The sequence below is a fragment of the Microvirga arvi genome (assembly GCF_016892765.1).
Lineage (GTDB): Bacteria > Pseudomonadota > Alphaproteobacteria > Rhizobiales > Beijerinckiaceae > Microvirga > Microvirga arvi.
In genome coordinates this window covers 70,625-90,847 of record NZ_JAFEMD010000023.1, presented here as the reverse complement: position 1 = coordinate 90,847, position 20,223 = coordinate 70,625, and the positions used below count along the sequence as shown (strand labels likewise).

Below are 20,223 nucleotides of genomic sequence, written 5' to 3'. Positions count from 1 at the left end.
CGAGCGCGCCCCTCGAGGGCGGGGATAGGGAATGATATAGCCCAGCTTAGGACAACTGTCAAGAACAAAGTGAGAACAAAACTACTTTGCGATATGACCGATGCATCGTCCCTGAAGCAACCTGCATGGCGCTGACACCGTTTGACAAACCTACCCAGGTGTAGGAGCCTCGGGGCATCATGTTGAGCCTCTTACGATACCGTCGCGGCCTGCATCGGGCAGGCAACCTCATCGCGGGCAAGTAGCCCCGAGCTCAACGCGCGTCCGCGCCCTGGGCTCGGGGCGCTCCACAATATCTGGACAGCTGGCATCCTGAGAGGCTGAACGCTCGCTCCGGCATGGCGCCATGCCTTTTAGCCTCCTCAAGCACGGCTCCCCCTCCGCAAAGCCGGATCCCATCCGGAAACGGACCAGCAGGACTCTCGGTCGCCGCATACCATAGCCGGTGCAGCGGCCGGCATCCTTCGATGCGCGAGCGCATCGACCCTTCCCACAATCCACCGGAATCCGATGACGATCCCGGTTTCCGCCACAGCGTCCCGCGCTGCGGCACCCTTGAGAACAGGAGATACGAATGGCCAGACAAGCAGCCGGCGCCGCAAAGCCGAGGATCACAATCACGGCAGCAGATTACGAGAAGCTTTCAACCCTTGCCGAGGCGGCCATGCATACGATGCCCGATGTGGCGCGTGAGCTCAGCGCGGAACTCGACCGGGCGCATATCCTGACCGGAGGGAAGCAGCGTGCAGACGCCGTCCATATGGGCTGCGAAATCGATTTCCGGGATGATACGACGGGACGGGTGCAGACGGTCACCCTGGTCTATCCGCATGAGGCCGACATTTCGAAGGGACAAATCTCGGTACTGACGCCGATCGGAACCGCTCTCATCGGGCTTCCGCTTGGACAATCGATCGATTGGACCACGCGCACCGGTGAAACGAGGCGTCTGACGGTCTTGCAGGTCCGCAAGCCCGCCGCGGTGGAATGCGAGCCCATCTGAGCCGGCTTGTGCTGGGGAAGATACTCACCCACGTCATGGCCGGCCCTGCGCCGGCCAGGATGGATGGCGGGCAGGCTACACCCTCAGCAGGATCGCCGTGGTATCGTCACTGGCCTTGAACCGTGGGTACAACGTGCCGTCCGGATCGCGCTCCGCTTCGATCTCACGCGCCAGCTTCACCAACGGCTCCAACCCGGACGCCAGAGCGGCTTCCATGAGGGCCTCGGCATCCATGGCCCGATAGAGATCGACAAGCGCAGAGAAGCCGTCGGAGGCGAGGAGGATCACCGTGCCGCTCTCGCAGGGAGCCGTCTCGTACCGCAGCCCGCCGACGGCGGCCGGGTTGAGGCTCAGGAGAGCCGCCGGAACGCCGCTTTTGCGCTGCCGCTCGCGCCGCTCCCCGAGCCAGGCGAGGAAGACGGGCTCGTCGAGAATGGCCGTAGGCCTGGATCCGGACTGCCGCATCAGTTCGGCCGCCATCGCCGCTTCGGCATCGCGCAGGCCGGGAGCGTCGCCTAAGACCAAAACCGTGCCGTCAGGCTGGCGGACATAAGCCGTGGTGTCGCCGAAGGTCCAGGCGTCGAGCCTGCTGCCCTTGCGGCGCACCAGGGTCATGGCGCCCAGCGGCCAAGCGACGAAATCCTCATGCCGCTCCGCCGGCGCGACGGCCCGGTAAGCCGTTCGGGCCTCCTCCATGACGTGGCGCAGCAGGGCAACGCCGTCCTCGGCGTGAGGCGCAAGGTTCGAGAGCCTCTCATCGGCAAACCCCGCCAGCCACGCCGCATCGCTCTTCTTGTGCATGACGGGCGCAGTGCCGGGAAAGATCGAGGTGTCGATCACCCAGGCCCAGTCGCCCGAGACGCCGCAGATATCCTCGTTGGGCTTGTCCGGATGACCCGGCCAGCTGATCCGATCCAAAACCGTGAACATCGTCGCCCTGCCCCCTCGCCAAACATCCCTGGGAAGGCCATAACGCAAAGCTTGCAAGAAGGTCCAGCCGATGCTCCTCGACTATATCTCCGCCGCCCTGGTGACCCTGCTCGTCACCCTCGACCCGGTGGCGCTCGCGCCGATCTTCGTGTCGCTGACCCGGGGCATGAACGCGTCGGAGCGTCGTCGGGTGGCGCTCAGGGCGAGCCTGATCGCCTTCGGCATCCTAGCCTTCTTCGGCCTCGGCGGCGAGGTGCTGCTGCGCCTTCTCGGCGTCGGCATTCCGGCCTTCCGCATCTCGGGCGGCCTGCTGCTGTTCTGGATCGCCTTCGAGATGGTGTTCGAGCGCCGCAACGAGCGCAAGCAGCACACGGCCGACATCGCCATCACCGAGGACCACATCCGCAACGTCGCCGCCTTCCCGCTCGCGATCCCGCTCATGGCCGGTCCCGGCGCCATCACGGCCGTGATCCTGCTGGCCGGCCGCGCCGACGGCAACGTGGCCTATCTCTCGGCCCTGCTCATCCTGATTGCGCTGGGAATCCTGAGCTGCCTCGTGGTGTTCTCCGCCGCCGACCGCGTCTCCCGCTGGCTCGGCGTCACCGGCAACGTGGTGCTCACCCGCCTGCTCGGCGTGATCCTGGCAGGCCTTGCCGTGCAGTTCATCATCGACGGCGTGCTGGCGCTGATCCGCGGCTGGGCGGCCTAGCCGCCGACGCCATCGCTGCTCAGCGCAGGGTCTCCAGCAGGCGCGTCATGAGCTTCTGGCGCGGCGCGATGGAGGAGACCAGGCCGTATTCCTGCAGCGTATGCGCCCCGTCCCCATCGATGCCGAGGCCGTCGAGGGTCGGGATGCGGAGCGCCGCCGTGAAGTTGCCGTCCGAGCCGCCGCCGACGCGGGGCGCGGAGACGAGATCGAAGCCGATCTCGGCGGCCAGCGACTTGGCATGGTCGAAGAGCTTCGACGTGGCCTCCGAACACTCGTAGGGCGGCCGGTTCATGCCGCCGGTGATGGTGACCTTGAAATCCGGGTTGGCGGGCTTGAGGCCCAGGATCGCTGCCGTCACGGCCTCGCCGTCCGCCACGGTTTCGACCCGCAGGTCCACCGAGAAGCGGCAATGCTGAGGAATGGTGTTCATCGCCGTGCCGCCGGAGGCCATGCCCACGGTCGTGGTGATGCCGCGCGAATAATCCGTCATCGCCTCGATGGCGAGGATCTGGCGGGCAGCCTCGTAGACCGCGTTGCGGCCGTCCTTGTGGCGCGAGCCCGCATGGGCCGGCCTTCCCTCCACATGCACGTCGAAGCGGCCCACGCCCTTGCGGGCGGTGACGATCTGGCCGCCGTCGCGGGCGGGCTCCGTCACGAGGGCATAGGCCGAGCGGCGGCCGATATCCTCGATGAGGGGCCGCGTGATCGGCGATCCGATCTCCTCGTCCGGCGTGACCAGAAAGACCATGGGCCGTGCCGCCGTGCCCTTGCGCGCTACGTCCTTGAAGGCCTCGAGGCCGAACCAGGCGCCGCCCTTCATGTCATAGATGCCCGGCCCGTAGAGCCGGTCGCCCTCGATCCGCAGCGGCAGGTCGCGCTCGATGGTGCCGACGGGATGGACCGTATCGAGGTGGGACATCACCAGGATGCCGGGCTCGGCCGTCTGCGGACCGGCGCGCAGGACGAGGACGTCGCCAAGACCATCCGTCCCCGGAATGCGCTCGACCGCCACCGGCGCGTCCTGCATCTGCGCGACCACGAGGTCCATCATCAGATTGACGCCGGCCCGGTCATGGGTCGGGCTCTCGGTGCGAATCCAGGTCAAAAGCGTGTCGAGGGATGCTGCGGTCATGGCGGCTTTGGGACTTTCAGGCTCACGAAAAAGGCGGCCTTGCGCCGCCGTTGCCCTTCATAGCTTTCCCAGGCCCCGGTGTCACGCATTCAGAGCGCATGCCTCGTCTGTCGTCGCAGGGCCCGCGAACATCTAAGGCAGAAGGCAGGGAGGATTGCCTCAGCGGGGCGCTTCAGTGCTGTGTCGCGTCGAGCGGGATCGAGAACAGGACTTTCCCCGACGCGTCAGTGACCTCCAGGTGCCAGCCGCGCCAGTCGACTTCGTCGGACTCTCCTTCATCATGGAGTTCCTGGATGGCCTTGAGCGCTTGATAATGAGCTGCTTCCAGATCCGAGACTTCTATGCCTGTCTCATCCAGGATCCGTTCATGCGTGTGTACGAGATGAAAATAACAATGCACGCAAAAGCAGCCTTGGAAATATTCTCAATTGCCGGGTCATAACACTTCCGGACTTCTCCTAAATGAGCAGTTTCCGTGCAGTGACGCAAGGTAAGTTTTCCGTTTTGCGGGCATACCAAGTCTGCTCTAACAGCTTTCGCAGACAGATGATCTGGTTGCTTTGGCTGCATTATCCTTCAAGGCGACCGACATCTGCGCCAGCTTGGCCGGTGCGCCCGGCGAGGCCAACTTCGCAAGGCTAGGTTGGCGGTATCCGACCCATGAAAAGGCCGCAAATGCCGGCGGCCTTCTCATGGGGTGGTTTGACCCTAGAAAGGGAATTCCGGGTTATGCTAGTTAACTGTGTGTGTTAGTGTTCTGATACTCTTGCGGTTTTTGCATGCATCCTCTGCCGCGCTGTAAAGTTCACCGCGAAATTTGATGTCCGCCCCCGGATGACAAGGTGGTGCTCGCCCCATTCTGTTGGGCTTCCTCCACCCGGCGCTCCGGATCCCACTGCCACAGGATAGCTTTGAACTCGGCCTCAGTCATGTGCCTTATGCCGAACAAATTGAGCAGCCCGTTGTAGGCCTCAGCCAGGAAGCCAACCTGATCCTGATGACCCCACTCCCGGCTCTGGCGATGAAAGGTAAACCGGGGCTTGCGGCAGCGGACCCGTTCCGCCTCGTACACACCGGGCCAGTGGACGCCCTGAAGCCCCGTCAGGCCAACCTCGACCTTGCGGGCTTGCAGCGCTCCAAACCGGTCCAAGACCCCAAACGCCTGACGCATCGTTCGTGACCAACAGCGGATGACTTCATTCGGGTAGAGCTGTGCGCCTCTCGATGTCTCCCTGATGGCGGTTCCGTGCAGAACCCAGAATTCGCCAGTTTCACTGAAGAAGCAGGCCACGTTGCTGGTCTCGAAGGACTCGTCCCTGTTGCCGCCGGTGATCCAATAACGGACAAAGCCCTCCTCACTGAGACCATAGTCGCCCTGGCCCATCGTACCATCGCTTGGCGCCTCGACGGCCACCCCATCACTGAGGCCCTTGATCTCACTGATCGACGGCGGACGGCTTGCCCACCCCGCGGGGATCACGCGAATGTATCCTCGCGGCCCCGAAACCAACCGGACCTCCCGTGTGTGATTGGCCGCCAACGTGTCGTTGTGACTGATCGTCGACCTGGCTGAAGCCCAGATAGACGGCTCATCGGCTCGCGCCGGTTCGCAGGGAAATTCCGACGTCGCCGCACGATCCTCAAGGTGCTCACCAAGGTTGGTCTGGATGGCCTCGGCGAGATCCTCGATGAGCCGGGCCTTCACCCTCTCGCGCCGGTTCGCCGTCGCGGTCTTGGCAAGCTCGTAAGTCAACACTCGCCGATGCCGGATGTCGAACGGGAGATCGTCCGGATCATAGCCGCTTGCCGTGTTTAGGATGATGATGACCTTGTCGGCCCCAGGCTTGTGCATGGCATAGCCAAGTTCGACGGCGACGTTGGGGTTCGGCAGCGCCTTCCCCTTGTCCGTTTTGCCAATCGGGGTCAGGTCCGCAACGAAGACCGCGCATGTCGAGATCTTGTTGAGGATCTCTCGTGCGATCTCCGCCGCTCCGGGAACGTTCTTGGTGTCGTGGTCCAGCTCAGGCCGGTCGGCCTCGTCAAGATCCTGACCGATCTGTTTGATGGCCTCGTCGAGTGCCGCCTTGATGAAGTGGCGGTTCTCGTCCCTCGCAACGTCGTTCTGCCAAGACCAAAAGACCTTCATGCCCCATCCAATTCACGTGTCTGCCACGGTGCCGCGTGCCAGTCCGATGCCGATCATGCGGACGCCTCGCGAAAGCGGCCTGTGCCCGATGGCAGAGACCGCGTCCGCGGAAGTTCACCGCTTCATGCCGCCGCTGATCTCATGCGGCCATGACGCCCGTCAATGGCCGCGAACAAGGCCTCGAATGCAGGCAGGCTTGCGGGCGTCACCATCTTCTCCGGCTCCGTGGCCATGCGGGTCAGGAACTCCCGCGCGGGCCGGGTCTTGTTGAACTCAAGCCCGAGTTCGGCAAAGGCCATTTCGAAGCGCTTCACGATGCGCGGAACATTGGTGTTCAACTTGAGCGTCTTGCCCTTCAGGTCCTTGCGGTAGGTGTGCCGCACAAGCTCCTCATAGACCGCGGGGTCGACCAGATCCTCGATGTCCGCCTCCCTCGGCTCGGCGAAGGCCTCCGACACGAAAATCACCGCGTTGTCGCGCACGAGCCGGCTGGTCACCAGCTCCTTCTGGGCCTCGCGGCCGGCCTTCTCGTCGTCGAGCAGCACAAGCACGCCCAGCTGCTGCGACGAGAGCAGCGCGACCATATAGGACACCTTCCCGGCGCCCCCCACGGGGGTAATGACCATGTCCTGCGGCAGCGCGGTCTTGCCGAGCGACCGGAGATGGCTGCTGACCGAGGACAGGATCCAGAAATCGGTGATGCCCTCCACCACCAGGTTGGCGGGGCCGATGAACAGCGTCTGGGAGACGTGGTAGCCCAAGGCGGCCTGGAGCGGGAACAGGGTCCGGGAGTCGCCGGTCGGGTCGTTGGTGACCGTGGTCCCGGCCTCCTGGGTGATGTTCACGGTCCTGACCACCGCCAGGTCGTCGGCCGGGATCATGAAGGGGGAATGGGTCGTGTAGACGATCTGGTTGTCGAAATCCTGGCGGAAGTGCCGCAGCAGGTCCTCCTGCGACTTGGCATGGAGGTAGAGGCCGGGCTCGTCGAGCAACAGGATCGCGCCCTGGGCCTGGCCGCCGTTCGTGTCGGCGGCGAACGAAATGTAGAACGAGAAGAACCAGCGGAACCCACGGCTGCGGTCGTCGAGGTTGACCTCGACGTCGTAGGTCGCGTTCGGATCCGAAATCAGGGTGTCGAGGTGGTTGCCGTCGACGTTGAAGCGCACCTTGAGCGAGCGGTCCTTCCAGAGGCGCCGGATCTCCTTCGAAACCAGCGCCCCCGCCCGGTTGAGCAGCTGGTTGCGCGTCTCGTGGTCGCCCGCCTGCCAGAGGGAATTGAGCTTCTCCGCGCTGAAATCCGCCACCTTGGCCAGCTTCTGGAAGTTCCGCTCCGCCTCGTCCAGCTCCAGCCCCTGCGACCGCCGGTGCATGAAGCTGGCGATGTCCTGGTGGCCGTTGAGTTCCGGGAAATCCGCCACATAGATGAACAGGGGCACCCAGCCGGCGACCGCGTTCCGGGCCTTCTGGAGAGCCTCGTCAAATCCCGTGATCGCGGCGGCCTTCTCCTCCAGGCCCGACAGGAGTTCGTCGGCGGCGTCGCCGAGGATGATCCCGGCCTGTCCGAGCGCCGCGCGAACGGCCTTCGCCCCCGCTTCGAGGCGGGCCGCCCAGGCCTTCGGGTCGGAGACGTCGTCGGTCTCCTTCAGCGCGTCCCACGCCGCAGCGGCGGCGTCCCGCTTGTCCTCGGCGCCGCGGCCGATCTCGGCGACGATGACGGGATCAAGCTTGCGAAAGGCCGCCTTCACATCCTTGTCCGCGACCACGGGCGCCTTCGCGCCCAGCAGGCCGATCCAAAGGCTGGCCTTGCCGTACCGGCGTCCCACGTCGACTTCCGTGATGCGGCTGCCCTCACCGAGGATGTCCTTGAGCGCCTGCGTTTCCGCCTCGGTCAACTCCCAGCGGGTCGCGACCACCTCCGTCTCGTCCGTGCACTCGGCCAGGCGCCGGTCGCGCGGGAAGTCCTTGATCGGCGACAGGGCCTTGCGGCCACCCGGAGGGTTGAGGCTGTGGAGAGCCAGCAGGAGATTGGATTTTCCGCTCTCGTTGCGCCCGACCAACGCAGTCAGGTCATCGACCCTGATGTAGCCGCTGTCGGCGACCGACCGAAAGTTCTGAACACGAAACCCGATAAGCTTCATCATGCCCCCAACGGCGTTCGATTGTCTGGGGCGGCACGGTGCGATCCCGGCCCGGTGCGCCGCCAGCCGTCAGAACAAACCGAGAAACGATCCAATGTAAAGGACTGAAGTCTCCTTTGCGCAGTTTTCCACCGGACCACGGGGCCTTCCGCCCTGGCCAGGCACTCCCGTCAGCGCGGTCCAGGGCGGCCCCGCGACGTCCGCACAGGCTCACCCCCGGCCAGGCCCGGAGGGTTCCGGCGGCAGCGCGACGGGTCCGATGGCGCGTTCGATCAGGGAGAGGTTCAGCGCGGTCAGCAGTTGGTCGGCGAAGCACTCCACGGACTGCAGGTGGTGCAGTTTGATCTCCAGCGGGGCGCCGGCGACGAAGTCGAAGGTCAGCGATGTCGGGGTTCCGCTGAGCTCCGCGAGGCGCTCGGAAACGGCGCCCATGCCATGGACGACGTGGTGCCGAAGCTCCGCGATCATTTCCAGCGTCCGGCACCAGTCGTCGATATCCGTGTGCCGGTATTGGCTGGGCCGCCTCAGGCCCGCCTGGGTGAAGAAGGCCCGCAGGACGCGGGGAAGGCCGTCATAGGCCTTCTTGCGCCGCCAGTTGCCGTACCGCACCGCCCACGCCGCCTGCCAGGCCTGCAGCGCCTCGGCGCTGCCGGTGCGCCTGCGGTGCAGGCGGCGGAGCTCCAGGAACTCCGGCCCCTGGATGATCGTCTCGGGATGGTGCCGGAGGAACACCTCGTAGGCGTCGAAGACGATGTCCTCCAGCGCTCCGTAGAGGTCGGCCACGCCATAGGCCGCGATGAGCGGCGTGGTCTGGCGGTAATTGTCCGCGGCCTCCGGACCGGTCCACACGGCCAGGGGGACCAGCCGCGGCGCGCCATCGACGACACGCAAGGTTGTGGTGTGCAGGCCCTGGTCGGGATCCAAGGCCCGGTAGCGGCTCTCCGCAAGCTCGCTAGCGTTGATGGTGATGGCCCAGCGCAGGTAGACGCTCCGGGACAGCGAGCGCCAGTCACCGACCTTGGTGGTCATCTCCTCGATCCAGGCCTCGTCCTCCGTGGCGGCGCGGTGGATCAGGTTCGTCACCTGCGCCGGCTCCCGGACGGTTCGGGCCGCACCCAGGCGGATGTGGGGAACAAACGCCGCGCGTGTTCTCAAGCCTCCGGACATCTAACCTCCCAGCCGGTTTCCGTGCCAGAGGCCGCCGATACAGGCCTGGCCGCTCCGCGGCAAGCGCCCCTCTCCTGGCGGGGCCGGGTGGGCGGCGACGGAGGCTACCGCCGGACGTCCGGCCCCTGGAGGAAACCGCCTCCGGTCAGGCCGGTCAGGCGCTGGGCGGCGGCGGAGGTGGCGGCCACCGCCGCCGCCAGAACATCGCGGTCGCCCACAAGGGCGACCTGGCGCGAGGCCCGGGTGACGGCGGTGTAGATCAACGCGCGGTCCAAGAGCCGTGTCGGAACGACGGGCACCACGACGGTCCGGAACTGGCTCCCCTGCGCCTTGTGCACGGTGACGGCGTAGGCCAGCGCCAGGTCGTGCAGCGCCGGCCCGGAGAAGCCATGGCGGACCCCGTCGAACTCGACGGTCAGCACGTCGCCCGCCACGTCGACCACCGTCCCGAGGCTTCCGTTCCGCAAGTCGCGCCGATAGTCGTTCTTGCCGAAGACGACCGGCTCCCCGAGCGCGAACGCATGCCCTGACAGGCGCGGCCGGCCCGGGGCCATGATGCCGTGGAACCGGCCGTTCAACGCCAGCGTGCCGATATCCCCGCCCTTCACGGGGGAGAGGATCCGCAGATCGTCGCGAAAGCCGCCCAGGGAGGCCACGACCTCGACCACGTCGGCGGCGGTCGGGGCTCCGCGGGTCGGGACAAGCACGACCCCGTCGCCGCGGCCGAACCCGGCCGGCAGGTGCGGAAGGGACCCTGTCCTGATCGCCGCGGCCACCGCCGGGATGCCGGTGGCCGCGGCCTGCCGGTAAATGCGCGTCAGCCTGACCTTGGGGATCAGGTCGACATCGGCGAAGGCATGCAGGGTCAGGCCGAACCCGATGGGGCCCAGCTGCGCCTCGTCGCCGACCAGCAGCACGCGGCACCCGTCGGGCAGATGCCTGAGGATGCGGTAGAGCGTGGGCAGGTCCAGCATCGAGCTCTCGTCGATGACCACGAGGCTCTCCGGCCCGAGCGGCACCTGGCCCGCCTCGCACGACTTCAGGAACGCCGCGATGGTGGAGGACGGACGCCCCGTCGCCTCGCGCATGCGCACCGCCGCCCGCCCGGCGAGCGCCATCAGGTGGACGACGCGGCCGAACGCCTCGCTGGCGGCGCAGACCGCCCGCAACACCGTGGTCTTGCCGACCCCGGCGCCCCCCAGAACAAGGCCGAAGCGGCCCTGGACCGCCAGGCGCACGGCGGCGCGCTGCTCGTCGTTGAGATCGACCCCGATGGCTGCGCGCGCTCCGGTGAGCCAGCCGTCGAGTTCGGCGTCGTCGACCTCGCGGGCGATCAGGTCGCCCATCCCCGGCCCGTCCAGCATCTCCCGGATGCGCCCGGCCACGAACCGCTCCATCATGGCGGCGCCGGCCGGCTGCCAGCCGTCGGCAAGCGGCATGGCGGCGCCGTGGTGCGCGGCGAGGCGGAGCGCCTCCTCAGCTCCTTCCACCGAACCTCCGAGGAGCCTCCGCACCCCCGCGACAAGCTCCGGCCGCGGCGTCCAGGTGTGCTGGCGCTGCAGACGGGCGTACAGCACGGCCTCGACCGCGGCGACGAGGCGGGCCGGGTCCCGGGCGGCGACGCCCAGCCGGCGCGCCACGGCGTCGACCGCCGGCCAGTCCGCCAAGGCCATGAGCGCGTAGGGATGCTCGCGGATCCGGCGCGCGCCCTCGGCGCCCCAAAGCCGGACGATCCGGCCGGCCAGGCGTGGGTCGAGCCCGTTCTCGTCCAGCCAAACCACGATGTCGTTGCGCGCCTGGTCCTCGCGCCACGCCGCCACAAGGGTCGTGGCCGCCCGCGCGCCGACGATGGGCTCGAAGGGAGCCGGATCCCCCGCAGCCAGCCGCCGGGGCAGGTCGTCCCCGAACGCTTCCGCCAGGCGCGCCGCGAGGGCATAGCCGATCCCCTCGAAGGCGGGATCCGTGGCGAGGTGCCGGACGAGCGCGGTCGTCCCGCGTGCTTCGCCGGCGCGGGTCATGACGCCCATCCGCGTGGCCTGTCCCGCCGACCCGCTCCCATCATGCCACCGTGCTCGCCGCCGCGAAGGGGCTGGCGCAAGCGTCGCGCTGGCGCGCGACCCCTTCGACAGCGCCTGCGCGCGGCGGCCTGCTGTCCGCAGGTCGGCTCCGAGGGACGGTCATTCCCCAGTCCCACCAAGGGACGGGAACAGGGCGGCGACCCGCCTTCCGCTCTCGGTCATGTGCTCCTCGACGTGGCGCATGCGGCGGATCTGCTCCCGGAGGCCGGCCACCTCGGCGCGCAAGGCGGCATTCTCCTGTTCGAGCTGGTGGATGCGCCGGTCGCGGCGGTCGGGCGTCGCGGCCGCTGGTTTGTCGCTGCCATCGGCCGCCGCGCCCGTCTCCAGGCCCATCCGGCCCACGGCCGCATCGAGCTCCGCCTTGGCCGCCGGGTTCTTGTAGAGGACCTGACGGTCGAAGCCGCAGGCGAGCGCGACGGCGGAGACGTTCACGCGCCCGTTCCGCTCCGGAAGGGGTTTGCCCTCGGCCTGGAGGGCGGCGAGATACCGCCGCAGACGCTCCAGGTTTTCGGCTCCGGCCTCCGCGCCGGACAGGGGTTTCGGATCGGTCATGCTCACCTCTGCTTCCGGCGTCCCACCTTTTCGCGCCGCATGGGCTGCGGCGCGTGCGGCCCGTCCGTCTGGGCCTTCTCCGGCGGGGGGATTTGCTTGTCGAGCTCGGCAAGGGACCACATCATGCGCTGAGCGTTGTAAACCCAGGTGCCCATCCGGAGGGCCAGGGCATCCCGCTCGCGCTCAAGCTCGGCGATCCGGTTCCTGAGATGCCATTCCGTGCGCCGCTCCAGCTGCGCGGCAGGATCCCGCTGCACGCGCCCGCGGACCGCCTTGCCGACATCCGACCGTTTGACGAACTCGCGGTAGATCGGGGCGTGCTCCTTGAGCGCCTGCCGGGTCCAGCGGTAGCCGAAGCGCCGCTGGACCGCGGCGCAGACCGGCTCCCAGCCGAAGCCCGGCTCCTCCCAGTCGCGGATCATTTCGGCGATGGCGGCGACCTCCTCCGGGCTCAGCTGCCGCACGCGCCTCGTCCTGCGCTTGGCCGGCGCGGCACCTGACCGGGCGGCGCCGGCGGGCCCGGCTTTCGGAGGAATGGCCTTGCGGCGGTTTGGCATTGGTGGCGGCCGGGAGCGGCCACCCGGGGCGGTGCGCACCGGCGTGGCGAAGGTGGGATGGGGACTGCCGCTCATTCTCTGACGCTCGCGTTAAGGAGACGCTAAGGGTGTGCCGCCCGAGCAAGCCGGGTCATGGGCGCCCAGGGCCCTGGACCCTTGGCGGTGACCGCGGAGCCCGCGGATGCCGCCCCGGCGCAAGCCCAGGCGCGGTGGCCGTGAGATCCCGAACCGCCCGGTGCGCCGCATCCTGGGCCGGCGCATCCGGGTGTACTACCCTGGCCGCCCGCCCCAGCGGAAGCGCGCGGTCGCGGCAAGCAGGAACAAACAGAGAACAAAAGCTTGGCCTTTGTCAAGCGCCGGCAATCCTGGGCGGGCGTCTTTTGCCCAAGCTCGGAGGAGTAGCCCTTAGGAGTCATGGTCGCGGCCAGGGTAATCCGTTGACAGCGCCGGCAGGGAATGTTCTCCTTTCGTTCCATAGACAAGCCCCCATAAACGTGTGGCCCAGGGACGCTTCGGCGCCGGTGGGCCGCCTCGCTCGACGCACCCGGTGCAGGGTTTCGCCCTGGCCGGAGCGGGAGCGGACTTGCCTGTGGAGTTCAGTAATGGCGCAGTCCCCGCCTGTTGGCTCAAACGCGTTCGGCACAGCCAACGCCACTTTCCTCAGTGCCAAAGCCCGATGCGCCATTCCCGTGCGCAACGCCGCCGTCCGGGATTTCCTGGTCGTTGCCAGCCTCGATCCGGCCGTCCTCACGTTGGCCCCGGCCGAGCCTGTCGCGATCCGGATCGAGAACCAGATTCTCGCCCACCGCCCCGATGTCGTCGTCCAGTATGAGGACCGCACCTGTGCCATCGACATCTACCCTCCGGTCCAGATCAGGGTGAGGCAGGCCTGGTTCGACGGGGTGAGAGCCTCCCACGCGGACCTCGGGCTGCCCTATGAGCTGCGCGAGGCCCCCGGGGCGCCCCTGGCCCCGCTGGTCCTGAATGCCCGCACCGTGTGGGGATGCAGGAACCACCATGTTTCGGCGCCCGAGCAGGTGCGCATCCTCCAGCATCTCAAAGAGGCGGGCGTGGCTTCCCTGATCGAGGTCGCGGCCGTCGTGCGGGGCTGCGACGGGGTCGCCGCGGTCCTGGCGCTGGCGTGCCGAAATCTCGTCGAGCTCGATCTGAGCCTGGCGCCGCTGGGACCGGAGACGCCCGTCCGGCGACGCAGGACGGAGCCCTGACGGCACGGGCCCCTCAGCATCATGCCCGGACCGGCCGGGCCCCACACCTTCGCGAACCGGAAGACCCGGCCAGGAGCCGGGCCTGACGGATTCGGCGCCATAGGGAGACGACATGGAAACGAGCCACACCTTCGAGGAACTCTTCGGCGAGGGGACCGAACGGCCGCCATCCTCCGCCCGTTCGACCGTGCGGCGGGCTGACCACATGGCGGCGCTCCTCGCCCTCAGGGCGGCGATCTCCGATGATCTCGTGGCGCGGATCCGCCGGGGAGCGCCCCTCGCCGTGGTGATCCGACCGCCGTCCGCAATGTGGTGCAGCGCCTTGGACTGGGCGCTCCGGCGGGCGGCCAGGCCCGGCTGCTTCACCACCTTCATCGACCGAGCGGAGCCGCACGAGATCGACGCCGCGGGGCAGGTCCTCGTCGTGCGCGACGGGTCCGACAAGACCCACCTGGCAACCCGGGGCAACGGCGCCATTGTCAGCCTCCTGGCCCGGGGCGGGTGCATCGTCGGGGTCTCCCACGACCCGCAGCGCTACCTGCCGAGCGCGCTCCTGGCCGCCGCGGATGAGGTGCTCACCATCCGGCCGCTCGACGGCGCCACGCTCGGGCGGGTGATCCGGATCGTCACCGGCGAGACGCTTGATCAGGTGCCAGATGATCTCGCGGTCACGCTTGACATCGATGACATCGCATTGTCGGTCCGGCCAGGGACCTCGGCCCAGGACTCCCTGGCCCGGCTGATGGCCATCCGGGACGCCCGGACCGCGGTGGTTGATGACGTCCCGCCCGTCGAGGAACTGGCCGGCTATGGCGAAGCCCGGGATTGGGCCCTTGGCCTTGCCCGGGACGTCGAGGACTTTCGCCGGGGCGTGATCTCGGCCGCCGAACTCCCGCGCGGTCTTCTGCTCGTCGGGCCGCCCGGGGTCGGCAAGTCAACCTTCGCCAGGTCGGTCGCCCGGTCCTGCCGCCTCCCTCTCACGTTCACAAACGTCGGGGCCTGGCTCCAGTCGAACCAGGGCTATCTCAGCGACGTTCTGTCCGCGATGTCGGCCGCCTTCGCGGTCAAGACCCGGCCGGCCCTCCTCTTCATCGACGAAATCGACTCGATCCCGAACCGCCAATCCGTGGACAGCCGCCACAGGGACTGGTGGGTTAACCTCTGCAACGCGTTGTTAACCCTGCTCGACTCCCCGGCCAACGGCCGCGACGGCCTGATCGTCATGGCGGCTTGCAACAATGACGAGAACCTCGATCCGGCCTTGGTGCGGTCGGGACGGCTCGACCGCAGGATCCACATCCCGCTTCCCTCCGAAGCCGACCTCGCGCAGATCCTGCGGACGCACATGGGGAACGATCTGCCAGGCCACGACATGCTGCCGTTCGCCCGCCTGGGGAGTGGGGCCTCTGGGGCGGATGTGGCCCGCTGGGTCCGGGATGCCCGCCAACGGGCCCGCCTCGCCGGACGCGGGATGAGCGAAGACGACCTGCGGGCTGTGATCGCACCACCGGATGACCGGCCTGCCTCCGCGATCCGCGTCGCCGCCGTCCACGAGGCGGGGCACGCGGTCGCCGCCGTGGTCATGGGCGTCCATGACCTGCGCCACGTCTCGATCATCCGGCACGGGGACACGGGCGGGAAGACGGGGCTCACCCGCCGGGACGGCGGCAATCCCACCAGGGTCGAGATCGAGGCTGAGCTGGTGGTTCAGCTGGCTGGGCGGGCCGCGGAGGAAACCGTCCTGGCCCGGCCGACCATCGGATCCGTGGCCGACCTTGAGACTGTGACCCGGACCCTCGCGGCCCTGCACGTCACGTGGGGCCTCGGCTCCAGCCTGGTGCACCGCGCCCCCGCCGAGCGGGCCGACAACGAGCTGCGCTTCGACCCCGCGCTGCGCAACTTGATCGAGGCCGAAGCGGTGAAGGTCTACGGCCAGGCACAGGCGGTGATGCAGGCCAACCGCGCGGCGGTGGAGGCCGTGGCCGACCGGCTCCTGGCGGCAAGGTATCTCTCAGGTGACGAGGTCCGACGCATCGTCGAAGCCCACGGCAGAAAGGCCGCCGGCCAAAGCGTGGGGGCCACTCCAGCGCCGCAAGGCGCCGGACGCCCCCGCCCACCCCGCTTGCGCCAGGACCGGGGCGCCGGTGAACAGGATTGACACGGAGCGTTATATGTCCATATGTCTCGACATATGGAATCAGAGGACGTCATCCTGGCCCTCGCGGCGCTTGCCCAGTCGACCCGTCTCGACGTGTTCCGCCTTCTGGTGAAGCACGAGCCGGACGGACTGCCCGCAGGCGACGTCGCGCGGGAGCTGGCCGTCCCCCACAACACTATGTCGAGCCATCTCGGCATCCTCTCGCGCGCGGGGCTGGTCCGGTCCGAGCGCCGCAGCCGCTCGATCATCTACCGCGCCGACCTCGCCCGCTTCCGCGAGGTTGCGACCTTCCTCCTCCAGGACTGCTGCGGTGGCCATCCCGAGGTCTGCGCGCCCCTTCTCGACACTCTGACACCCTGCTGCCCTCCGAAGGAGACCGCCGATGGCTGACGGCTCCGCATCATGGTGCTCCCCGCCTATTCCCACTCGGCCTGAGGTCTCTTCCATGGATGTCATCATCTACCACAACCCGGACTGCGGCACGTCGCGCAACACGCTGGCCTTGATCCGCAACGCCGGGATCGAGCCGCATGTCATCGAGTACCTGAAGACCCCGCCGACGCGGCTCCTGCTGCGCCAGCTCATTGCTCGCATGGGCGTCCCGGTCCGCGAGGTCATCCGCGAGAAGGGCACGCCCTACAAGGAACTCGGCCTCGACGATCCGTCCCTCAGCGACGACCAGCTTCTCGACGCCATGATGGCGCATCCGATCCTGATCAACCGACCCATCGTGGTGACGCCCGAGGGCGTGCGCCTGTGCCGCCCATCCGAGGCCGTCCTCGACCTCCTGCCGCCGCAGCGGGGCGAGTTCGTCAAGGAAGACGGCGAGCGCGTGATCGACGAGCACGGCCGCCAGGTCGCCACCGCCTGAAGGAACTCCGCATGTCCGTCTTTGAACGCTACCTTACCCTGTGGGTCGCCCTGTGCATCGCGGCCGGCATCGCCCTCGGCCACGTGATGCCGGGTGTCTTTCACGCCATCGGCGCGATGGAGGTCGCGAAGGTCAACCTGCCCGTCGCGGTGCTGATCTGGCTCATGGTCATCCCGATGCTGCTCAAGATCGACTTCGCCGCGCTCGGCCAGGTCGGCCGGCACTGGCGCGGGATCGGCGTGACGCTGTTCATCAACTGGGCGGTGAAGCCGTTCTCGATGGCCCTGCTCGGGTGGCTGTTCGTCGGCTATCTCTTCAAACCGTACCTGCCCGCGGACCAGATCAACTCCTACATCGCCGGCCTCATCATCCTGGCCGCCGCGCCCTGCACCGCCATGGTGTTCGTGTGGAGCCACCTGACCAAGGGCGAGCCTCATTTCACGCTGAGCCAGGTGGCCCTGAACGACGCGATCATGGTCGTGGCCTTTGCCCCCATCGTGGGCCTGCTGCTGGGGCTGTCGGCCATCACCGTGCCCTGGGGCACGCTGGTGCTGTCGGTGGTGCTCTACATCGTCATCCCGGTGATCGTGGCGCAGGTCGTCCGGCGCCACCTCCTGGCCTCGGGCGGCGAAGGCTCTCTCACGCGCCTGCTCGGCCTCCTGGGACCGGTGTCCCTCGTGGCGCTTCTCACCACCCTGGTGCTGCTGTTCGGCTTCCAGGGCGAGCAGATCCTGGCGCAGCCGACCGTCATCGCCCTCCTGGCAGTGCCGATCCTGATCCAGGTCTACTTCAACTCGGGGCTGGCCTACCTGCTCAACCGGGTCGCTGGGGAGCAGCACTGCGTCGCCGGCCCCTCCGCCCTGATCGGCGCGAGCAACTTCTTCGAGCTGGCGGTGGCCGCGGCGATCAGCCTGTTCGGGTTCAACTCCGGGGCAGCCTTGGCGACCGTGGTCGGCGTCCTGATCGAGGTGCCGGTGATGCTGTCGGTCGTCTGGATCGTGAACCGCAGCCAGGACTGGTACGAGCGCGGTGCCAGGAAAACGGCAGGGTCTACTCCAACCGTTATCGCCGGGGAATAAATCCGTGGTCTCAGGCTGCTGGCGGAACGTGCTGTCTTCCAACCCTCTTGGTCTCGACCATGATGTCGAGGCCAAGGCACGACCCCGGCATGGAAGTCATGCAACTCAGCCTGTGGGTTCAAGCGCCGCTGTCAGCCATGCGGCAGGAGCAGCGTGCGGTTATCATGCGCCCCTAGCAATAGCATCCTGAAGCATAACAGGTGCATCCTGACCCGGTGCAGCACGACATTGTGGCGGTCATCATTGGATCATCATATATCGCGAAGATATTAACTTCGCTGCCATGAATATGTATTCTGACTGCCGCGATCTTATCGGCGTTTCCCAACCTGGGAGTCGCATTATACTCTGAGAGATCCATTACTAGAACATTATCTTCAGTTCTTGTTCTGACCTCTATTTCCTTGAGGCCGGCCCCTCCTCCCGCGCAATCACAAACTCCGTTCTCATCTTCGCAATGGAGGAAAAATCGAGGCTTGTGCCCTGTCATAATGCTGCTCCTTGTAGTCGAGAATTACTGCATTGCTATTTTAATTAGTAAGTCAATATGGCCATTGCCAAATACTTCTTAAGCGTCATTGGCCAAGTATATGGACATCTGACGGATTAACCTTTTAGCGTCCTAATGAGTCCGCCCAGCATATTTCGAACGTCTTGGAAACAAGCCTTGGCACTCTCTGCCTTGAAACGGCACGGAGCCGTGCGCGGAGTTGAAGGCGCAGATCGACGGGGTCCTGCTCTCAACCGGAACTCATGCGGTCACCGCACACGGTTCACCTAAAAGGTCAGCTCGTCCCGTAGAGCCGCTTCGAATAGCGGCGCACTTCGTCTGATGCGGCATCCCCGAGCTCGTCAAGATAATCCAGGAATTCCTGCCGCGTGTTCAGCGAGAAGATGCGGGCCCGCAGCTTCAGGTCCTCCCGGAGGGGTGTCTCCCGGAGAAGGCCCGCGCATTCCTTGTCGAGGAACATGGCATCGACGTAGGGGGCGTAGGATGCGATTGCCGACACATCATTCATGAAGCCCCGGGTTGGCGGTTTGCGCTGACCCGCCACGATCTTCCGGGCGATGGCGGCGAACAGGTACGCGGTGATGCGATGGCGCGGCTGCTCCCGATTGCCAGGCCAGTGCCAGAACCGCGCGACCTCCACCGTGGCCGCGGCCTGATCGAGGCCGTCGGCCTCGAAGACGCGAAGCAGCTCCATGAACTCCCGGAAAACCGGATGGCCCGCAACGCCAAGGATGGCGAGCGGATCATTCGACTGCTCCACCTGGTCCTTCAGGTCCAACAGGTGCCGCAGCACATCCAAGCGCCCCGATCCGAAGCTTCCGAGCTCCGCCTGCAGGATCTTCTCAAAGGGCGGGCGCTCCTCCCGCCAGAATTCAATCGGGGCAGCCATCCGCTCCGCATCCCGGTTGATACTGTCGCGCAGGCCCTCGGCAAACCGACTGTAGTCCGCGTTCACAAAGACCCGCATGTCCGGAAGCCAGGCGTTGCGCTGCGTGGACATCACGTCGTCCACATCGAGGGAGAAGCTCGGGGCCCGGTTCTGGCGGTAGGCCTCGAAGCATTCCCGGACCTGCCTGCGGGACACCTCGTCGGTGTCGATGAGCGAGGCGGTGCCGCCAATCGCCTCGCACGCGTTGCGAAGGTCGCTGGAGAACGGCGACACAATCGTTTCGCTGGAATGCACATCCGATGTCGGGAAGATGACCTGCTGCAACAGCAGAACCCGCTGCACCTTGTCGTAGAGCTCCCGCCAGAAGGCGTCGTGGGCATCGGCCCGCCGCGTGCCGGCCTTGATCTTGAAAAGCTCGCTGAACGCGAACTGATCAAGGTAGATGACCTTCTTGTCGAGAGCGGGCAACTGCTCGCGTTCCGTGTGTCGGCACGCCTTGCACCGCATGGTCAGACTGTGATCGCCGCCGTGAAGGAGACCGAAGCTGTCCGGGCGGCGGCACTTCGGGCAGGGGGAGAAAGGTCCACGTTCAAACATCCCTCCGGCTTTAGGATAAGCCATCCGGCAACACCAGCCTTGCCGTCTCCCGCAGGTGCATCACGCGAAGCCAACCGCGTTAATTCGATTATCCTAGAAATACTGCTTGACGGACGGCGGGAACCGGCGCATCTTATTTCCATGAACGTCGAACAAGCAGCCAAGCAGCTCGAAGCGCTCGGGAACACCACCCGGCTCCAGGTCTACCGCACCCTTGTCCGTGCAGGGGAAGCAGGCCTGCCAGTTAGGCAGATCCAGGAGCGCCTCGGCATCCCGCCGTCGACGCTGTCGCATCACCTGCAGCGGCTCCTGCTGACCGGACTGGTGACGCAGGAGCGGCAGGCCACGACCCTGATCTGCCGGGCCAGCTACCCGGCGATGAATGGCCTCATCGGCTTCCTGGTCGACGAGTGCTGCGCCGACGCCGGATGCGGAACCCAGGCGGAGAACGCCGCCTGATTTATTTTTGCTTGGTATTTC

At 66.8% G+C, this 20,223-nt stretch carries 18 protein-coding genes; 8 read left to right on the top strand and 10 right to left on the bottom strand.

Annotation, left to right across the window (positions count from 1 at the left end; translation table 11 throughout):
• The first annotated feature begins 574 nt into the window (after positions 1–574).
• The gene (gene rnk, locus ILT44_RS15885; RefSeq protein ID WP_204240582.1) at positions 575–1,003 is read left to right on the top strand and encodes a nucleoside diphosphate kinase regulator; all 429 of its coding nucleotides are present in this window, start codon (positions 575–577) and stop codon (positions 1,001–1,003) included.
• 75 nt (positions 1,004–1,078) lie between these two features.
• Here rnk and ILT44_RS15880 read toward each other — a convergent pair whose 3' ends face one another.
• Positions 1,079–1,933, bottom strand: a complete 855-nt coding sequence (locus ILT44_RS15880) for a PP2C family serine/threonine-protein phosphatase (RefSeq protein WP_204240581.1) — start codon at positions 1,931–1,933, stop codon at positions 1,079–1,081.
• 70 nt (positions 1,934–2,003) lie between these two features.
• On the opposite strand from ILT44_RS15880, the gene ILT44_RS15875 reads away from it, so the two are divergent.
• A complete protein-coding gene (locus ILT44_RS15875; protein WP_204240580.1) occupies positions 2,004–2,642 on the top strand; it encodes a MarC family protein in 639 nt (212 codons plus the stop codon).
• 19 nt (positions 2,643–2,661) lie between these two features.
• On the opposite strand, the gene ILT44_RS15870 is transcribed toward ILT44_RS15875, so the two are convergent.
• The 8 genes from ILT44_RS15870 to ILT44_RS15835 form a co-directional block, all read right to left on the bottom strand.
• On the bottom strand, positions 2,662–3,774 hold the full coding sequence (locus ILT44_RS15870) for a M20 family metallopeptidase (protein WP_204240579.1): 1,113 nt from the start codon (positions 3,772–3,774) through the stop codon (positions 2,662–2,664).
• Positions 3,775–3,946: 172 nt separating this feature from the next.
• The gene (locus ILT44_RS15865) at positions 3,947–4,174 is read right to left on the bottom strand and encodes a DUF6894 family protein (protein WP_204240578.1); all 228 of its coding nucleotides are present in this window, start codon (positions 4,172–4,174) and stop codon (positions 3,947–3,949) included.
• 405 nt (positions 4,175–4,579) lie between these two features.
• Positions 4,580–5,920, bottom strand: coding sequence for a TIR domain-containing protein (locus tag ILT44_RS15860; RefSeq protein ID WP_204240577.1), 1,341 nt, complete (start codon positions 5,918–5,920; stop codon positions 4,580–4,582).
• Positions 5,921–6,042: 122 nt separating this feature from the next.
• Positions 6,043–8,061, bottom strand: a complete 2,019-nt coding sequence (locus ILT44_RS15855; RefSeq protein ID WP_204240576.1) for an AAA family ATPase — start codon at positions 8,059–8,061, stop codon at positions 6,043–6,045.
• Between the two features lie 207 nt (positions 8,062–8,268).
• Positions 8,269–9,141 carry a hypothetical protein gene (locus ILT44_RS15850; RefSeq protein ID WP_204240575.1) on the bottom strand — a complete coding sequence of 291 codons (873 nt, stop codon included), beginning with the start codon at positions 9,139–9,141 and terminating at the stop codon, positions 8,269–8,271.
• A 188-nt stretch (positions 9,142–9,329) separates the two neighbouring features.
• Positions 9,330–11,243: an AAA family ATPase gene (locus ILT44_RS15845; RefSeq protein ID WP_204240574.1), complete on the bottom strand. Its 1,914-nt coding sequence runs from the start codon at positions 11,241–11,243 to the stop codon at positions 9,330–9,332.
• Positions 11,244–11,402: 159 nt separating this feature from the next.
• Complete coding sequence (locus ILT44_RS15840) at positions 11,403–11,855, bottom strand: VPA1267 family protein (protein WP_204240573.1); 453 nt, start codon at positions 11,853–11,855, stop codon at positions 11,403–11,405.
• Positions 11,856–11,857: 2 nt separating this feature from the next.
• Positions 11,858–12,487 (bottom strand): hypothetical protein, encoded by a 630-nt coding sequence (locus tag ILT44_RS15835; RefSeq protein WP_204240572.1) that lies wholly within the window; start codon positions 12,485–12,487, stop codon positions 11,858–11,860.
• 527 nt (positions 12,488–13,014) lie between these two features.
• Between ILT44_RS15835 and ILT44_RS15830 the strand changes: the two genes are divergently transcribed.
• The 5 genes from ILT44_RS15830 to arsB all read left to right on the top strand — a co-directional run bounded on the left by ILT44_RS15830 (position 13,015) and on the right by arsB (position 17,746).
• Entirely contained in the window at positions 13,015–13,638 is a 624-nt protein-coding gene (locus tag ILT44_RS15830; RefSeq protein ID WP_204240571.1) for a hypothetical protein, read from the top strand.
• A 112-nt stretch (positions 13,639–13,750) separates the two neighbouring features.
• Entirely contained in the window at positions 13,751–15,796 is a 2,046-nt protein-coding gene (locus ILT44_RS15825; RefSeq protein WP_204240570.1) for an AAA family ATPase, read from the top strand.
• 33 nt (positions 15,797–15,829) lie between these two features.
• Positions 15,830–16,186, top strand: coding sequence for an ArsR/SmtB family transcription factor (locus tag ILT44_RS15820; protein WP_204240569.1), 357 nt, complete (start codon positions 15,830–15,832; stop codon positions 16,184–16,186).
• A gap of 55 nt (positions 16,187–16,241) precedes the next feature.
• On the top strand, positions 16,242–16,667 hold the full coding sequence (gene arsC, locus ILT44_RS15815) for an arsenate reductase (glutaredoxin) (RefSeq protein WP_204240568.1): 426 nt from the start codon (positions 16,242–16,244) through the stop codon (positions 16,665–16,667).
• An 11-nt stretch (positions 16,668–16,678) separates the two neighbouring features.
• On the top strand, positions 16,679–17,746 hold the full coding sequence (gene arsB, locus ILT44_RS15810; RefSeq protein ID WP_204240567.1) for an ACR3 family arsenite efflux transporter: 1,068 nt from the start codon (positions 16,679–16,681) through the stop codon (positions 17,744–17,746).
• 785 nt (positions 17,747–18,531) lie between these two features.
• Here arsB and ILT44_RS15805 read toward each other — a convergent pair.
• Positions 18,532–19,614, bottom strand: a complete 1,083-nt coding sequence (locus ILT44_RS15805) for a hypothetical protein (protein WP_204240566.1) — start codon at positions 19,612–19,614, stop codon at positions 18,532–18,534.
• Between the two features lie 270 nt (positions 19,615–19,884).
• Here ILT44_RS15805 and ILT44_RS15800 point away from each other — a divergent pair, with 270 nt between their 5' ends.
• Complete coding sequence (locus ILT44_RS15800) at positions 19,885–20,202, top strand: ArsR/SmtB family transcription factor (protein WP_204240565.1); 318 nt, start codon at positions 19,885–19,887, stop codon at positions 20,200–20,202.
• The last annotated feature ends 21 nt before the right edge of the window (positions 20,203–20,223 follow it).

Excerpts from the sequence above, each read along its gene's own strand:
- rnk (WP_204240582.1), top strand. The coding sequence starts at position 575 with ATGGCCAGACAAGCAGCCGGCGCCGCAAAGCCGAGGATCACAATCACG.
- ILT44_RS15880 (WP_204240581.1), bottom strand. The coding sequence starts at position 1,933 with ATGTTCACGGTTTTGGATCGGATCAGCTGGCCGGGTCATCCGGACAAG.
- ILT44_RS15875 (WP_204240580.1), top strand. The coding sequence starts at position 2,004 with ATGCTCCTCGACTATATCTCCGCCGCCCTGGTGACCCTGCTCGTCACC.
- ILT44_RS15870 (WP_204240579.1), bottom strand. The coding sequence starts at position 3,774 with ATGACCGCAGCATCCCTCGACACGCTTTTGACCTGGATTCGCACCGAG.
- ILT44_RS15860 (WP_204240577.1), bottom strand. The coding sequence starts at position 5,920 with ATGAAGGTCTTTTGGTCTTGGCAGAACGACGTTGCGAGGGACGAGAAC.
- ILT44_RS15855 (WP_204240576.1), bottom strand. The coding sequence starts at position 8,061 with ATGATGAAGCTTATCGGGTTTCGTGTTCAGAACTTTCGGTCGGTCGCC.
- ILT44_RS15845 (WP_204240574.1), bottom strand. The coding sequence starts at position 11,243 with ATGACCCGCGCCGGCGAAGCACGCGGGACGACCGCGCTCGTCCGGCAC.
- ILT44_RS15840 (WP_204240573.1), bottom strand. The coding sequence starts at position 11,855 with ATGACCGATCCGAAACCCCTGTCCGGCGCGGAGGCCGGAGCCGAAAAC.
- ILT44_RS15835 (WP_204240572.1), bottom strand. The coding sequence starts at position 12,487 with ATGAGCGGCAGTCCCCATCCCACCTTCGCCACGCCGGTGCGCACCGCC.
- ILT44_RS15830 (WP_204240571.1), top strand. The coding sequence starts at position 13,015 with ATGGCGCAGTCCCCGCCTGTTGGCTCAAACGCGTTCGGCACAGCCAAC.
- ILT44_RS15825 (WP_204240570.1), top strand. The coding sequence starts at position 13,751 with ATGGAAACGAGCCACACCTTCGAGGAACTCTTCGGCGAGGGGACCGAA.
- ILT44_RS15820 (WP_204240569.1), top strand. The coding sequence starts at position 15,830 with ATGGAATCAGAGGACGTCATCCTGGCCCTCGCGGCGCTTGCCCAGTCG.
- arsC (WP_204240568.1), top strand. The coding sequence starts at position 16,242 with ATGGATGTCATCATCTACCACAACCCGGACTGCGGCACGTCGCGCAAC.
- arsB (WP_204240567.1), top strand. The coding sequence starts at position 16,679 with ATGTCCGTCTTTGAACGCTACCTTACCCTGTGGGTCGCCCTGTGCATC.
- ILT44_RS15800 (WP_204240565.1), top strand. The coding sequence starts at position 19,885 with ATGAACGTCGAACAAGCAGCCAAGCAGCTCGAAGCGCTCGGGAACACC.